The 15,054-nt window shown below is 66.2% G+C and carries 18 protein-coding genes; 5 read left to right on the forward strand and 13 right to left on the reverse strand.

The genetic code is table 11. The features are described 5' to 3' along the window. Nucleotides 1-59: 59 nt before the first annotated feature. Nucleotides 60-473 carry a YbaB/EbfC family nucleoid-associated protein gene (locus tag SROS_RS46575; RefSeq protein ID WP_012894467.1) on the reverse strand — a complete coding sequence of 138 codons (414 nt, stop codon included), beginning with the start codon at nt 471-473 and terminating at the stop codon, nt 60-62. 159 nt (nt 474-632) lie between these two features. Between SROS_RS46575 and SROS_RS50385 the strand changes: the two genes are divergently transcribed. Beyond that, the gene (locus SROS_RS50385; protein WP_012894468.1) at nt 633-932 is read left to right on the forward strand and encodes a hypothetical protein; all 300 of its coding nucleotides are present in this window, start codon (nt 633-635) and stop codon (nt 930-932) included. Next, the gene (locus SROS_RS38980) at nt 929-1,765 is read left to right on the forward strand and encodes a hypothetical protein (protein WP_012894469.1); all 837 of its coding nucleotides are present in this window, start codon (nt 929-931) and stop codon (nt 1,763-1,765) included. Before SROS_RS50385 ends, SROS_RS38980 begins: the two co-directional genes overlap by 4 nt. Before the next feature lie 45 nt (nt 1,766-1,810). On the opposite strand, the gene SROS_RS38985 is transcribed toward SROS_RS38980, so the two are convergent. Genes SROS_RS38985 through SROS_RS39000 form a run of 3 tightly spaced genes read right to left on the reverse strand, consistent with a single transcriptional unit; the run spans nt 1,811 to nt 3,363 of the window. After that, the gene (locus SROS_RS38985) at nt 1,811-2,203 is read right to left on the reverse strand and encodes a YbaB/EbfC family nucleoid-associated protein (protein ID WP_148269349.1); all 393 of its coding nucleotides are present in this window, start codon (nt 2,201-2,203) and stop codon (nt 1,811-1,813) included. Nucleotides 2,204-2,229: 26 nt separating this feature from the next. Beyond that, a complete protein-coding gene (locus tag SROS_RS38990) occupies nt 2,230-3,045 on the reverse strand; it encodes a hypothetical protein (protein WP_012894471.1) in 816 nt (271 codons plus the stop codon). A 15-nt stretch (nt 3,046-3,060) separates the two neighbouring features. Beyond that, entirely contained in the window at nt 3,061-3,363 is a 303-nt protein-coding gene (locus tag SROS_RS39000; protein ID WP_012894472.1) for a hypothetical protein, read from the reverse strand. A gap of 221 nt (nt 3,364-3,584) precedes the next feature. Between SROS_RS39000 and eccB the strand changes: the two genes are divergently transcribed. Then, a complete protein-coding gene (gene eccB / locus SROS_RS39005) occupies nt 3,585-5,036 on the forward strand; it encodes a type VII secretion protein EccB (protein WP_012894473.1) in 1,452 nt (483 codons plus the stop codon). A 120-nt stretch (nt 5,037-5,156) separates the two neighbouring features. On the opposite strand, the gene SROS_RS39010 is transcribed toward eccB, so the two are convergent. The 8 genes from SROS_RS39010 to SROS_RS39045 form a co-directional block, all read right to left on the reverse strand. After that, a complete protein-coding gene (locus SROS_RS39010) occupies nt 5,157-5,873 on the reverse strand; it encodes a hypothetical protein (RefSeq protein WP_012894474.1) in 717 nt (238 codons plus the stop codon). A 50-nt stretch (nt 5,874-5,923) separates the two neighbouring features. Beyond that, a complete protein-coding gene (locus SROS_RS51455) occupies nt 5,924-7,036 on the reverse strand; it encodes a hypothetical protein (protein ID WP_012894475.1) in 1,113 nt (370 codons plus the stop codon). A gap of 167 nt (nt 7,037-7,203) precedes the next feature. Continuing rightward, entirely contained in the window at nt 7,204-8,556 is a 1,353-nt protein-coding gene (locus SROS_RS46580) for a hypothetical protein (RefSeq protein WP_012894476.1), read from the reverse strand. Nucleotides 8,557-8,567: 11 nt separating this feature from the next. Next, nucleotides 8,568-9,047 (reverse strand): hypothetical protein, encoded by a 480-nt coding sequence (locus tag SROS_RS39025; RefSeq protein ID WP_012894477.1) that lies wholly within the window; start codon nt 9,045-9,047, stop codon nt 8,568-8,570. Between the two features lie 24 nt (nt 9,048-9,071). Next, nucleotides 9,072-10,457 (reverse strand): WXG100 family type VII secretion target, encoded by a 1,386-nt coding sequence (locus SROS_RS46585; protein ID WP_012894478.1) that lies wholly within the window; start codon nt 10,455-10,457, stop codon nt 9,072-9,074. An 11-nt stretch (nt 10,458-10,468) separates the two neighbouring features. Further along, on the reverse strand, nt 10,469-10,906 hold the full coding sequence (locus SROS_RS39035) for a hypothetical protein (RefSeq protein ID WP_012894479.1): 438 nt from the start codon (nt 10,904-10,906) through the stop codon (nt 10,469-10,471). A gap of 115 nt (nt 10,907-11,021) precedes the next feature. After that, a complete protein-coding gene (locus tag SROS_RS39040) occupies nt 11,022-11,357 on the reverse strand; it encodes a WXG100 family type VII secretion target (RefSeq protein ID WP_012894480.1) in 336 nt (111 codons plus the stop codon). 9 nt (nt 11,358-11,366) lie between these two features. Continuing rightward, entirely contained in the window at nt 11,367-11,708 is a 342-nt protein-coding gene (locus tag SROS_RS39045; RefSeq protein WP_012894481.1) for a WXG100 family type VII secretion target, read from the reverse strand. A gap of 574 nt (nt 11,709-12,282) precedes the next feature. On the opposite strand from SROS_RS39045, the gene SROS_RS52470 reads away from it, so the two are divergent. Further along, nucleotides 12,283-13,632, forward strand: a complete 1,350-nt coding sequence (locus SROS_RS52470) for a hypothetical protein (protein ID WP_218919754.1) — start codon at nt 12,283-12,285, stop codon at nt 13,630-13,632. 5 nt (nt 13,633-13,637) lie between these two features. Then, nucleotides 13,638-14,519, forward strand: coding sequence for a hypothetical protein (locus tag SROS_RS39055; RefSeq protein WP_012894483.1), 882 nt, complete (start codon nt 13,638-13,640; stop codon nt 14,517-14,519). A 69-nt stretch (nt 14,520-14,588) separates the two neighbouring features. Here the strand turns inward: SROS_RS39055 and SROS_RS39060 are convergent, their stop codons facing one another. Next, nucleotides 14,589-15,032, reverse strand: a complete 444-nt coding sequence (locus SROS_RS39060; protein WP_012894484.1) for a YbaB/EbfC family nucleoid-associated protein — start codon at nt 15,030-15,032, stop codon at nt 14,589-14,591. Nucleotides 15,033-15,054 lie beyond the last annotated feature (22 nt).

The raw sequence follows: 15,054 nt of genomic DNA on the forward strand, positions 1-15,054 counted from the left end.
CTCAGTGGAGCGCCGGCCGGCACGAGACCGGCGCCGGAAGGAGGTCGGGGCTCCCGCGCTCAGTCACGGTCCAGGCGGCGTGAGAGGCCGTCCATGGAGCGAGCGAACGCCTCGTAGGTCACGGTCATCCGCTCCTGCAACTCGTCGAGGTTCGGCGTGTCGGCGGAGATACCCGCACCGCTCAGAAGCTCGTTGGTCTTGCGCTCCCCGTCCGCTCGGGCCGCGTCGATCGCCTTCATGAGCTCTGCCGCCAGGACGTGACTGTCCAGCCGCATCACTCGGGGGTTGAGGTCGATCTTCTCCACCTGCCCTGAGCCGTTGGCGGTCACGCTGATCAGCCCGTCGGCACCCGTTCCGGTGCCGTGTATCTCTCGGAGCTCGCCTTCGATACCGGCGAGGCGCCGTATCTCCTGCTCCGCGTCCCGGCTGAACCGCTCCAGGTCTTCCAACTCGAAGTTGGTGGAATCGAACACCGCACGCCCTCCTAAACATTGCGTGACAATCAGGTTACCCAAGCGCTACTGACATAAGTCCAAAGCGAAGATACTGTTAAATCAATGTAACTGTCGCCCCTGTCTTAAGAATGGACAGGAGAGCATCCGGTACGCACAGATCCGGAGGCAAGTCAACACATGGCTCAAGACAAATACGTCACCTCAAGTTGCATCGAAAAAATTCAACGCAACCTCAACGAGGAAACAATTCCGGCCTTCAGGCAACTCAAATCGGACATCAATAACACCAATATCGGCTTCCCCGAATTCGGTGTGCTGGGCGCGGCACTCTCCTACAAGTACAGAGCCGCCCAGAACGACATCAAAGAATTCTCCGACAGTGCCATCGACGCCCTCAAATCCTGGATCGAGGCGTTGGAGACCATCCAAAGGAACTGGAGAGACGCCGAAGAGGCGAGTACGGTCAAGTACATATGACGACTCCGATAAGTCTCGTCCACGCCGGCCGTGCGGCGCGGGCCGCGCAGGCCGAGGCGCAGGCACTGGCGCTGGCGCAGGCCGAACTGAAGGCCGCGTCCAAAGCCGCGCTCGACACGCTCAAGACAAGCTGCAGGCTTGTTCCCAGCCTGATGACGGCGGTGGCCATCGCCACCACGGCTATCGCGAACGTCGACGGGATGGGCGACGCCAAGGCGAACTGGCAAGCCCTCGCCAAAGAGCTTGAGGTCAAATATCCCGGCGTCATCGGCAACGCGGTCTTCCTCTGCCGCGGAGACTGGCAGGCCGACGACCGCGAGGCATTTCTCGACTCGGCCACCACGTTCGGCTCCGAGTTACAGAAGCTCAGCGGCATCTGCTACACCATGGAAGGCAAGTTAGACGCGGTCCGCGAGGCGTACTACGACTACTGGAAACATATCGCCGCGCTTTCCGGCATCATCTTGATCTACATTCTGGCCGTCGTGCGCATGTCCACCGTCTCCCCTGCCACATCGGCGGCGGCGCAGGCGCAGCTCAAGCGACTAGGCGCAATCACGAATGGTCTCGTCGGCAAGATAACAGCGGCCCTCGGCGCCTATCTGGCCCTGGCCGGCCACGCTCTGGCCGCTCTCGGCGGCAAGTTCAACAGCATGTCCAGCATCAAGCCGACCGGAGGCCTGAAGATCGACTTTCAGAAGGCCGAGATCTCCACGAAACCCCCCTCCAACTGGATCGCCCCCAAACGCGAGATCGGAGCTATCCACAAGGATGCGCCGGACCCCCAGGTCGACAAGGTCATCGATGGCCTCACCCCCGAGTCCGGCAATTGACGGCATGCGGCGCGGCCCGGTCCCGACCGGCCAGGTTCTGGCCGGTCACGCCTTGTCTCCCAGATCGCGCAAGGCACGCACCAGGTCCTCACCGATCTCCTCGAACTGCCGGCGCGCCCGGTCCATGTCGAGGGTGAGCGGCTCGCCTCCCGTCGCCGCCCGGAGCAACTCCTCGTTCTGGCGCTGAGCGTCCTCCTGGGCGGCCCGGACCGCCTCCGTCGCCGCTTCGGCGATCAGATGGCTGTCCAGACGCGTGATGCGCGGCTCGAAGGTGATCCGCTGGATGCGGCCGACGCCGTCGACGACGGCCCGTGCGAGCCCGTCGGCGCCGAACCCTTCACCCGTGACGGCCGCCAGTTCACTCTGGACACCGCCGAGCAGGGTCAGCGCCTCCTCGCTCTGCCGTACGACCTCCTCCAGGTCTTCCAGGCTTTCCATGCGCAGGTGCTCAGGGCTGAAGTTCGTCACTTGTAACGCTCCGGGAGTTCCTTCTTGGGGGACAGCCACTCGAACGTTCCGTACGCGGGAAGCTGGGGCGGCTGTCCGGGCTGCTGGGGCGGCGGCTTCTGGAAGGGGGGCAGGCCGTTGGTCCTGATCCGGGCCTGGGTGAAATCGACCCTCGCCAGACCGGTGGGCTCCAGGTTGAACGACTGCATCCACGCCTTGCCGGAGAAGTAGAGCGACATGCTGCTGCTGACCACGCTGACGATGGTCCTGCCGAGGGCGCCGGTCGAGGCGGCGATCATCCTGCTGGCCAGGAGGCCGAGCATCCGCAGGTTGAGGACGGCCGATCCCGCGAAGGGCGTCGCGAGCATGAGGGCGGCGATCCCGGAGAGGGCGAGCAGGAGCGCGGCAAGCTGGCCGATCGCCACCCAGTAGGCGCGATAGGAGTCGCCGAGCTCGTCCACGATGTCGGCGATGTTCTTGATGTAGCCGCGCAGGCTCTCCAGTTCCTCCTGGTACTTCTGGACGGCGTCGTCGAACGCGTCGCGGTCCTCGGCGATCCAGCCGTCCTTGCCCTTGGTCTTCAGGTCGGCCAGGTAGCTCTTGACGGCGGTGTCGAGGCGCGAGTGGAGCGAGGTCCAGTTGTTGTAGATGTCGGCCATCCCGGGCACGTTGGCAGCCGCGGTCGCCGCGATCGCCACCCCCGCCCAGGCCGTGGGCATCAGCCTGGTTCCCTTCTCCAGGCTGCTGAGGACCTTCGCGGAGTTGACCATCACCCCCTTCGCGCTCCTGGTCGCGGTCAGGGGGGTCGGCTTCTTCCCCGGCGGCACCGGCATGTCAGACCTTCCGAATCACTGGTAGACGACGACGCTTCTGTCCTCGGCGGTCCGCCAGTTGGTCTCGACCACGTCCAGTGCCTCCTGCCAGGACTCCATCACCGCCACCGCCTGCGCGAACTTCTCCTCGACGGTCTCCTGGACATGGCGGTAGCGCAGGCCGATCAGCAGTTCACCGACGGCGCCCCAGCCGAGGCCTCCCAGGTCGGTGCTGTCCAGGATCCGGCGCAACTCCTTGATCTCGGGAATGACGTCATTGTCCAGCTCGGCGCCGATCGCCTTGATCGCCTTCGACGTGACGTATCTGTCCTGAGTCACGCGCCATCCTCCAGAGATCGACAACCCTTTCGTGATATCTCATATCACCTGATCTCTGCTGTCCCACGCGTCCATCGAGCCTGTTCAGTATGCTTTCGAAGATCGGAAACGTCGTGGACGGCCGCCGTTCACCATCGCCTCACCATCGACTCCGGTGAGGCCGTTCCGCGATCACGCTTCTATGCTGTCGACGACCGCGTGTCCGGCGAGACGGAGGTGGGATGCAGACCCGTCGCGATCTTTATCAGGCGCACAAGCTGATGACACAGCGCCTGGGCATGGCCCTGCTCCAGGGAGAGCCGGACCTGTCGGAGTCACCGATGCGCAGGCACAACACGGCCACGTTCGGCGGAATTCTGGTCGCGGTGCTGGTGACGGCCGTCTTCGGGGTGATAGGCCTGATCCGCCCGGGCAACGCCACCGGGCTCACCGATCCGGGGAACCTGATCGTGGAAGAGGAGACAGGCGCGATCTACGTCTACAGCGCCCCGCAGAAGAAGATGATCCCGGTCACCAACGTGGCCTCCGCCAGGCTGCTGCTGAACACGCAGGACGTGAAGGTGCGCACGGTCACCGCCGCCTCGCTCGCGAAGTACGACCGCGGCACGCTGGTGGGCATCCTGGGCGCCCCCGAGTCCCTGCCCGCCCGCGACCGCCTGATCCGCGCTCCCTGGTCGGTGTGCGTCGCCGAGGGTGTCGACACCAACGGCGAGCGCAAGCCGTACACCTCGCTGATCGGCGGCTTCCGCGTCGGCGGCGCCCCGGTCGAGCAGGGCTCGGCCATGGTCGTCAGGGAGAAGGAGGGGAGCCAGGCCTGGCTGCTGTGGGCGAACCAGCGGCTGAAGGTGCCCGCCAGGACCGTTCGGACGCTGACCCAGGAGCAACCTCGCCAGATCCCCGCGGCCTGGCTCAACGCCCTGCCGGAGGGGCGTCCCTTCGAGAGGCCGGCGATCCCGGGTCTCGGCGGTTCGGCGCGCGGGCCCGACGGCAGGAGGTCCGCGGTCGGCAGGGTGTTCACCGTGCCGCCGGTGACTGGCGGGCCCGCCAAGTGGTACGTCCTGCTCGCCGACGGCCTGGCGGACGTCAGCCCCCTCCAGGCCACCCTGCTGCTGGCCGACCCGGCCATCAAGCAGGCGTACGGCCGCGCGGAGCCGCTGCCGAAGGAGATCGCCCCGGCGACCGCGAACGGGATGAAGCAGTCAGGCACCCGTCTCGGCGTCAGCGGCCTTCCCGCGTCCATGCCGAGGATCATTTCTTCCGCTCCGACGAGCCCGCTCTGCGCCGTCTACTCCGAGACCGAGCGCGGTTCGACCCAGGCGACCCTGACGATCGGCAGCACGGCGCCGATCCCCCAGCCGCCGAAGGGATGGTTCAACCAGGACGTGGCCGACCGGGTGACGCTCTCCCGCGGTGCCGGCGCCCTGGTGGGAGTGCTGCCGGGGAACGGCCAGACGGGGGCGATGAGGCCGCTCTACCTGATCGGCGACCAGGGACGGCGGCACGCCATCCTGTCGGCGGACATGCTGCCCAGCCTCGGCTACGAGCTGAAGGACGTCGCCCCGCTCCCGACGCAGATCGTGAAACTCATCCCCGAGGGCCCGGCGCTCGACCCGGCGGCGGCGAAGGCGCCCGTGCAGATCGCTCCTTCGGCGACGGCTCCCCCTCGGCAGTGAGGCGCGGATGACCGCGCACCACGGACGACGGATGCGGACACCCGCGGGTGTCCGCATCCGGCTCCGTGAAGGTGGGGACGGGAGAAGGCGGTCGCATGGACGGCGGCCGGGACGGCGCGCTCAGACAGAGAGGACCTTCGGCTGCCCGAGGGGGAAACCCTTCGTGCCGGCCCGCTTGAAGTCGGGCGCCTTGTCCGGCAGGGCCTTCAGGCCGGGGAGCAACTGCGCCTGCGCGAGCTGGTAGCCGTTCACGCCGGCGAGGATCACACCCGCGGCGGCGAGCACCTTGAGCTTCATCCTGAAAACGCGCAGGACGGTTCTGCCGACCGACCGGAGCACCGTGGCGATGGTGAGGTTCGAGGCTCCCTTGGCGATGGGGATGAGCGACGCGGCCGCCAGGCCCGACATCAGCGCCGCCACCCCGCCCACGAATTGGGCGCCGTGATGGTAGATCTCGGCGGCCTGCTGAAGGGTCTGGCTGGAGGATTTGCGGTAGTTCTTCATCTTCTCAAGCTCATCCAGCAGGATCTCCATCCTGTCGATGAAGAACTCGCACGCGTCCCCCTCCCATCCCCCATATTCCTTGGCCTTGACCTTCAGCGCGCGGATGCCCTTCTCCGCAGCGTCGAGAGCGGCATCGCCGGTGTCCGAGTCGCACCACTCCTCCGACGCCTTGCACATGGCGCCCGGGTTGGACACCAGCATGACCAGCATGTCGGCGATGGTCTGCGCCAGGAGAAGCCTGGGCACGGCGGCGGGATGCGCGAGTATCTGGGCGGCCGCCTTCGCCGTCGCCGCCGACGTCATGTAGATCGCCCTGTCCGACTCGTAGGCCATGACGGAGACCTCCTATCCGGACACCAGGCAGGCATGAGGAAATATGGTGATCACACTATCTCGCCGATCACCGAGGGGGCGACCGGCACATCGTCTCCCCAGTCCTCCTCGTTCCCGGTCAGTATCGAGGACGTCTCTTGCTCATTGCCGTTGTTCCCACCGGCGCCGGCGCCCCCCACGGGGGGCAGCATGCCGTTCATCCCGGGGGTGCCGCTGGACAGGCCGGGGCCGAGCGGCAGGGAGGAACCGGCTCCTCCCGACCCGGTCGAGATGCCACCGGTCCGGGTCGGAGTACTCGTCCCCCCCTGGTCACCCGTCCACACAGCGGGATCCGGGCTCTTCACCTGCGGCGTCTGCGGCGTCGTCACGGCGTTCGGATCGTAGCCGGCCAGGCTCGTCTTCGGATTGGGCAGATCGGGAGTGGAGGAGCCCGGGTCGGGGGTCTTGTAGTCAGGCGTCTTGTAATCGGGCGTCTTGTAGTCAGGCGTCTTGTAGTCAGGCGTCTTGTAGTCAGGCGTCTTGTAATCAGGCGTCTTGTAATCAGGCGTCTTGTAATCAGGCGTCTTGTAATCAGGCGTCTTGTAATCAGGCGTCTTGTAATCAGGCGTCTTGTAATCAGGCGTCTTCGAGTCGGGCCCGGTCAGATCGAGAGGAACTTGCTTCGAGGAGATCGGATCATACGGGTTCAGTCCGGAACCACCCAAGCCAGAACCACCCAGTCCGGAACCGTTCAGGCCTGAACCACCGAGGCCTGGACCACCGAGACCCGAACCGTCCAGGCCGGAACCACTCAGCTCCGAACCACTCAGCTCCGAACCGCCCGGCTCCGAGCCCTTGTCCTTACCGCCGCCCTTGTCCTTACCGCCGCCCGAATGATCATCGCTAGCCTGGTAATTCGACTTGGTCTGAGCGAGGGAGTTCTCCCAGGAGACCAGCACCTCCTTGCATGCCTGGAGGGCGTTCACCGCGCTGTCGCGGGTCTCGGCGTGGGTGTACTGGAGTCCTACACCGACGGCGCCAAAGCCGGGGAAGTCGACGGAGATCCCGCCGGTCTTGGTCCCGAGCGTCTCCAGCCTCGGAGCATGGCCTCCGACGCCCCGGCCCAGTTGATCGAGGCCTTCGGACCCGTACCCGAAACCTTCACCTTGGCGCAATTCGCCCATTTCCGTCCCTCAGACTCGCACTTCCCGGGTGTCCTGCCGGCTCCTTGAAAACCATGATCACATTAATCGCACAGGCTACTGCGGTTCCGCGGGCACCGTACAGACCGGTGGAGCGGGCACGGCGCCCTGCCTACGGCCGCGCGAGACAACCGATCACCATGATGCCGTCAGGCGAGTGTCGTGGGAGAGACATTCTTGGCAGCAGGGCCGGTCCAATACTCGTCGGTTTCGGGAAGCCAGTAGACCTTCTCATGCGTCTTCTCCTCCTGGCCGCTGGGGCCTCCTCCCCCCAGGGTGGGAGCCACCCCCGATATACCGGTGTTCGCCGCCATGCGGGATCTGGCGCCGGAGGTGTCGGCGTTCACGACTCCGCCGGGCGCCGTGCCGTACACCCCCACGTTGCCCGACGCGCCGTGGCCGGACGTGGTGTTCCCGGGCGCCTGGTATCCCGAGCTGTTCGGCCAGGTGGAGGTGGACGGGTCAGGGGGAATCGGCAGCCGGGACGTCAGCGGGTCGTTGAGACCGGCGAGCTGGGTGTTTCTCGGATCCGGCAGGGAGAGGTTCGTCTTCGACGGATCGAGCCCGTTGGGGTTGACGCCGTTCGGGTTGACGCCGTTCGGGTTGATGCCGTTCGGGTACGTCCCGTCGGGGTTGAGCCCGTTGGGATATGCGCCGTTCGGGTTGACGCCGTTCGGGTTGACGCCGTTCGGGTCGAGGCCGTTGGGATCGAGCCCGTTCGGATTCACACCGTTCGGATAGAGGCCGTTCGGGTACGTCCCGTCGGGGTTGAGCCCCTTGGGATACGCGCCGTTCGGGTTGACGCCGTAGGAGGAGGGGATGAAGCCGCCCGTCCCGGAGCCGTTCGGATCGTACGGCGAGCCGGAGTCGCTGGGAAGCCCCCCCGTGTAGTCCGTGGGTCCGCCCGGCTCGAAATCGGGCATGTTCACCGGGGTGACGGTGGGCAGCGCCTGCTGAACCTCGGCGGGGAGCTTCTGGTAGTGCTCGACGATCTTTTTGTTGACCGCTTCGAGATGATTGCGGGCCCGGTCCTCCGCCCACGAGATCCCGGCGAACGGTGTGAAGTCCGAGAGCTCGAAACCCTGGTCCGACCTGGAGTGGCGGTACCTGGAGTCGACCAGGTTCGCCTGGGCCCAGTTGAGGGTGTTCGCGTACTCGGTCAGCGGCATGCCCATCTCGCCCAGCTTGGCCCCGAGCTCACGCATGCTCGCATGCAGGCTCTGCAGGCCCTTCTGCATTTCGACGGCCGCGGGCCCCTCCAGGTGCCCGGAAAGCTGGATGGCCTGCTCCTTGAGCTTCCTCGCGGCTTCGTCGAGCACCCTCTTGCCCGCGAGGTAGTACTGACCCGCCCGTCGCACCGAGTCCGGGTTGGTGTTGTCTATCCACTTCTTGATCTGGTCGAGATCCGAGTGGAACATGTCCGCGAAGAAGCCCCCGCCCTTCACCTCGGGGTCCGGGGCGGGACCGGAAAAATTGAGCGGTGTGGTCTGTTTCTCGGCCATGGTGCTCCCTCTCAGACGTAGCGGCGCGTGCCGTCTTCCTGATTGGCCATCTCGGCGCCGTCGTACGACTTGGCCGACTCGATGAGCCCGTCGATGGCCGCCTGGCACCGTGCGATCAACGAGGAGTAGAGGCCCCCGCCCTGCCCCGGTTCACCTATGAGCTGCGCGTAGGCGGTGACGGTCGCCATGCTGAAACTCTGGGCGACGGGCCATTCCCCCAGCTGGATCTCACTGAGCGCGCACTGCCGCTGCAGGTCCGGAAGCGAACCGGCACCGGCGGGCGGGCCCGGCAGCGGCGGCGGGGTGGAGCCCTTGGCATACGCGACCTGGGTCGCCGGCATCTCCGTGGGGGTGGTCATCGTCGCGAGTATCTTCTGCACCTCACCGGCGATGCGTTTGATCTCCGGCGTCCGCAGGGCGGGGTCGCCCTTGCCGCTGGCGTCGCTCTTGTCGGTCAGGCCGGGCCAGTCAGGATCGAGTTCGAGTGCCATGAGCACCTCCGGAAAAGTCAGTGATCAGCAGATGCATGAGGAGGTCACATCGTGCTCGCTCTCCCAGTGACCTTTTTCCGGCAGGTAGACCGATGTCTCGTGCTCCTCGCAGCCCTCCTGGCCCATCCCGCCGCCCATCGGCATGCCGCCCATCGGCATCATCGTGCCGTTGCCGATGGTGCCCCGCGCCAGCGCGGCGGAGCTGGCCCCGCCCACGCCCAGGGAGCCCGCACCGGCTCCCGAACCGCCCACACCGAGGACCGGGGAGACGGCGGTCGTCGGTCCGAACGAAGTGGTGGGAGGCGGAGCGACGGCGGTGGGCACGACAGTGTTGGGAGGAGCGAGAGTCGTCACCGGCTGCTGGTTGAGGCCCGCCGTCTCGGTGCTCCGGGGGTTGTGCCTGGGAGCGTCCTCGTTCCCGCCGATCACGGCCGGGGCGGTGGCGTCGGAATCCTTGCCGTTCGCGCCGTCGACCGGAGACTGTCCCTGCCCGTTCCCGTTCCCGTTCCCGCCGTCGGCGCCCGGAGCGCCGGCACCGGAGCCGGGCGAACCCGTGCCGTCGGAACCGGACCCGCCCGGGTCGGTGCCGTTCGACCCCGGATCAGCCGGGTCGGAACCCTTCGGACCGGACCCGTCAGAGCCTGAGCCGTCGGAGCCCGGACCTTCCGGACCTGACCCGCCCGGACCGGAACCACCCGATCCGCCGTTCCCCCTGCCGGAGCCCGGAGACGAGGAAGAGCCGCCCGTCCCGGAGCCCGTCGAGCCGTTCCCGGACCCGGTCGAGTCGCCCTGGTACGGCGAGTCGCCCTCGGGGTACTGGGTCTTCGTGTACGAGGAAGGACCGCCCGGCAGTGACACGGTCGGCAGCTCGTACGAGACGTGCGGGGGCACCTGGACGTTGTAGAGTTCGACGATCTTCTCGTTGAGCTCCCTCAGCACCTTGCGAGCGGCCTCGTTGGCGGCTTCCACGTCCGCCGCCGCCGGCGACATGCTGGCGTTGGCGCTGGGCGGGACCGTCGACGTCCCGCCCTGACTCTCCAGCTTGTTGATCTTCTCGATGGCCTGGGGGAGGTAGGTCCCGCCGTACAACCGGAGGGTGGTGGACATCTGCTCCATCTTGGAGACCAGCTCGGTGCCGGTGGCGTGCAGCATCTGCAGCGCCTTCTGCACCTCCGCCGCCGTCTCCCCGCCCCACACCTTCGCGAGCTCGCCGGCGACGCTCTGCAGGACGCCGCAGACGAGGTCGATGGTCCCGGCGGCGTTGCCGTAGGCGAAGCCCGCGTCGTCGATGCTGGTGGGCGCGGTGTTGCGCAGCAGCTCCTTGATCTGGTCCTTGGTCTGGGTGACGCCGTCCACCTGCGGAACCGCGGCAGAGGACCGGATGATCAGAACCTTCGATTCGCTACCCACAGTGACCTTCCCTACGCCTTCGTGCCGTTCCCGCCGGTGTTCGCCTGGTTGGCGCCGTCATACTCGCCGGCGTTCAGGCGAATCGCCCTGATGACCTCTTCGAGGCGGGTGACGAACAGGTCGTACACATGCCCGAGGGCTCTGCCCCCCTGCTCGTCGGAAGTGGAGGCGCCGACCGTCTTGGCGAACGCGCTCGCCGCCTGCCATGTGCCGAGCTGCTGCTCGGTCAGCATGGCCTCAGGCTTGAAACCCTCCGTGGACCCGGTGGTGTAACCCTCGGAGTAGGCGGGCCCCCGCATCCCCGGCATGTAGCTCTCCAGCTCCCCCGCGAGCTTCTTCAGCCGGTCGGCGTTGAACTCGGAGGTGGGTGCGCCGCCGTCCAGACCGGGCCAGTTCGGATCGGGGTTGAGAGCCTTCTCTCCTCCGTACATGGAGTCTCTGCTGGTCATGTTGCTCCTCGGGAGAAAAGGCGAACCGTGAGTCGCTCATGCTCGCCGGAGACAAACGATCTCGGTCACCGCGTCATGCGGTGACCGAGAGGAACGTGATCATCTACTGATCGCGTCAGCCGGCCCAGATCGCCTTGTTACGCTGCTCGGCGGCCCGGTAGTTCTCGGTGGCGACGCCGAGGGCCTTCGCGGCCTCCTGAAGCTGGCGCCCCATCTCCTGCTCGGCCTGGTCCCACTTGGCCCGGTGCTGCTCGAAGAACTCCGACGCTCCACCGGACCAGCTCGCCTCGCCCAGGGTGGCCCTGAGCTGGGTGATGAGATTGTCGGTGACCGTGTCCATGGCGGTGACGACCTGGAGGAGCTCGCCCTGGACCCGCTCCATCTGCACGAAGTTGACCTTCGTGTAGTCGGCCGCGAAGCCACCCCCGGTGTAGTCGGTTGACTGAGACATTAGGCTCCCCTACCTGTTGATCTTGCCGTCGACCGCGCCGGTGTTGATGAGCGAGTCGACCCGTCCCATACCCGACTGCACGTCTTGGTCGGCCGCGCTGTAGACGACCACGTTCTGGCCCATCCTGTCCGCGATGTCTTCCAGGTCTCGCCGGACGATCATCATCTGCTCGTCCCACTTGGTCATCGCCTGCAGGAACTTGGCCGACGCCGATCCAAGCCAGCCCGAAGCCGTCAGCTCCTGCGTGGTGAGCTGAACGCCCTTGCGCAGTCCTTCGACGTGCTGCGCGGCGTCGACAACCTGACCCGCCCCTGTTCTGATCTTGTCGGGGCTAGCACCGTAAAATTCCACCGGTCACCTCCGTGACATGGGGCCCATCTCTTCGTCGCTGCGCCGTGCCCTCGCGCCGGCCCTATGACCGTGCCACCGCACGGACGGACAGACGGGACTGCAGCCGCGAACATCATCAAATGGCATGCTAGCGATCTAGCGCAACATAGATAACATGCATCTATATCACGGGCGCGTAACACTTTGGTGTCATTTACACAAACGCGCAGGCCAGCGCTTTACAGCCATCCGAAAGCCAGTGCGGCGGCGCAGGCTGTGCCGTATATGCGGAACCTGACGCTTTCCCGCTTTCTGTACGACCTAACACGCTTGGGCTACTGTTGTCGATCTCTGAGGGGCCGCGGGGTGGAGGCTGGACTTGGCTGGACAACGGGACATCGACAAGCTGCTCAACTGGGGCGGGGTCGCCCCATCCTCCGATCTTCCCGCCACCGGCTCGGTGGAGGTCATCCGGCCCGACGTCAGCGGACCGGAGGTCCCGTCCTACGGGGACACATTTGGGAACGCCGGGGGGAACTCCGGGTCCTCCCTGTTCCCTGACGGCGACACGTCCGACGTCACCCGCCTGCAGGCCGTGGACTCCGACGTCCTCGTCATCGAGGACCCCGAACCGGGGTATGTCGACCCTCAGGCCGCCGCGAACGACGGTCCCAAGATAGAAATCATCACGGACCCGAACGCTCCCCAGGACCCGGACAAGCCCGGCGACCCGAACGACCCCGAGGACCCGGACAAGCCCGAGGACCCCAAGGATCCCGAGGACCCCAAGGACCCGGACAAGCCCGGCGACCCGAACGACCCCGAGGACCCCAAGGATCCCGAGGACCCCAAGGACCCGGACAAGCCCGGCGACCCGAACGACCCTGAAGACCCGAACGATCCCGAGGACCCCAAGGACCCGGACAAGCCCGGCGACCCGAACGACCCCGAGGACCCCAAGGATCCCGAGGACCCCAAGGATCCCGAGGACCCCAAGGACCCGGACAAGCCCGGCGACCCGAACGACCCTGAAGACCCGGACAAGCCCGAGGACCCCAAGGACCCGGACAAGCCCGGCGACCCGAACGACCCTGAAGACCCGGACAAGCCCGAGGACCCCAAGGACCCGGACAAGCCCGGCGACCCGAACGACCCTGAAGACCCGGACAAGCCCGAGGACCCCAAGGACCCGGACAAGCCCGGCGACCCGAACGACCCCGAGGACCCGGACAAGCCCGAGGACCCCAAGGATCCAGAAGTGCCGGAGACCCCGGAGGCACCGGAGACCCCGGAGGTGACTCCACCTGCGGGCACGGGCGAGACGCCCGGTGATTCCGGTGGGTCCCCGGCACCGGATCTACCCTCGCCGTCCTCCGGAGGCGGTGGCGGCGTCCCGAATCTGGGCGGTGCCGACTCCGGAGGCGGTGGTGGCGTCCCGAATGTGGGCGGTGCCGGCTCCGGCGGGGGCACGGCACCCCTGACCGAGGAACAGAAAAAGGCAGCCGCAGCGGCGAAGGCGAAGGCTGACGCGGAGGCGAAGGCGAAGGCTGACGCAGCGGCGAAAGAGCGCGCCAAGCAACAACGAGAGCAAATCATCTCGGGCGGTGGCGTAGACGGCGGCTGGCGCAACACGAGTGACGAGGCGTTCACCAGCCTCAAAACCAAGTTCGCCACCGCCGCCACTGACGGCGGAAAACTCTCCCAAGCTCAGAGCAGAACCGAGGGAATCAATGTCGGGTGGCCCGGATTCGGCCTGCTCGGGTCGGGGCTCACATCTGCGCACAACACGGCTCGCGATGCGATCAAAGGATACATCGCCGCGGCGAAAACGCAGGTGGGCGAGAAGTGGACCGACCAGCTGCACCAAGGGGCCGAGGTCATGAAAAAGGCCAACGACGCGAGCACGGTTAAGGCCAACGACGCGAGCACGGTTAAGGAAACCTGAGAGAAATGGCATTCGCTTATCACGCCGGCACCAGTATCTACACCAGTGCCATCGGCATGTGCACAGCCGCCTCGGTGATGCCCTCTCTGCCGCCCAGTCCCATGTTCAGAAGCATCGCCATCTCGTCGGGACTGCTGATGACCCTCCAATTCTCCAGCCCGAGCGACATCGACGGCACAAAACAGGTGTGGAAAGATCTGTGCAAAGAACTTGACGAGGCGCACATCGACCTCAACAGCTTCACCTCGGGAGTGGATCCGGAAAAGTGGCAGAACATGGGGAAGGAGGAGTTCGACGCCGCGTGCAAGAAGTTCTATGACGAAATGGGCAAAACCCGGGACTGCTGCAATAACATCGGCGACAGCCTCGGCGGTGCGGCGCTGATGTCGTTCGCCGCAGCGGTGATCTGCGCGATTTTGGGCGGCATCCTCCTGAAGATGGCGATAGCGAAGGCAGCCGCCAGCGCGGCAGGACCGGTCGGCGCATTGACCGCCACCACGATTACGACGGCAGGTGCCACGACCATTCGCCAGAACCTGCGCGCGATGGTTGCCAAGAGCGGCAAGTCCCTCATGATGATCGCGACCATCGTCGGGATGGGCTACATGCTCCTGCAGATGCTGACGTCGTCCACGCAGCAGGGGCTCTCCCAGGCGGCGACGCCCACCGACATGAAGTCGACGCCCATGTTCGAGCAGGTCTTCATCGAGGGCCTACCGCAGTCGTTCGGCCAGACGACAAGCGGGGACCAGACCACCACCGGCGACCAGACCACCACCGGGGACCAGACCACCACCGGGGACCAGACCACCACCGGGGACCAGACCACCACCGGGGATCAGACCACCACCGGGGATCAGACCACCACCGGCGACCAGACGGCATAGGGGACAGGCCCTCAGGAATTCCGCGCCCGCGAGCGGATCGGATGCTCGCAGGCGCGGTGTTTCCGGCGGTTACAGGTTCATGCGGCGGCGGATGCTGTCGAGCTCGCCCATCACATCATCGAATGTCCGGTTGTAAGCGGCTTCCGCGTCCTTGATCTGGTTCATCGCCTTGTCCGGGTCGTTGATGTAGGACATCGGATTGTCCTCCTCGCCGAACACCTCGGCCATGACCTCGTTGACCTGCTTCTGCAGATCCGTGGTGGCGGCGGCGATGACGTCCTTGACCTTCTCGGCCAGCTCGCCCGCGCTCAGCCGCATCGCCTTGGGGTGCAACTGGAGCTCGCGTATGCCCTCGGCGGCGTACTCCACGGTGACCAGGCCGTCGTCGTCCTGGGCACGCCCGACGAGGTCGGCCATGCCCTTCTGCATTTCCTCCATGCGCGCGAACTGCTCGTCCGCTCCCTTCAGGAGCTTGTCGATATCAATGTTCGCGAAGTCCCCGAACTCCTGCATTGACCGATTCCCTCCACATGGG

This window comes from Streptosporangium roseum DSM 43021 (assembly GCF_000024865.1).
GTDB lineage: Bacteria > Actinomycetota > Actinomycetes > Streptosporangiales > Streptosporangiaceae > Streptosporangium > Streptosporangium roseum.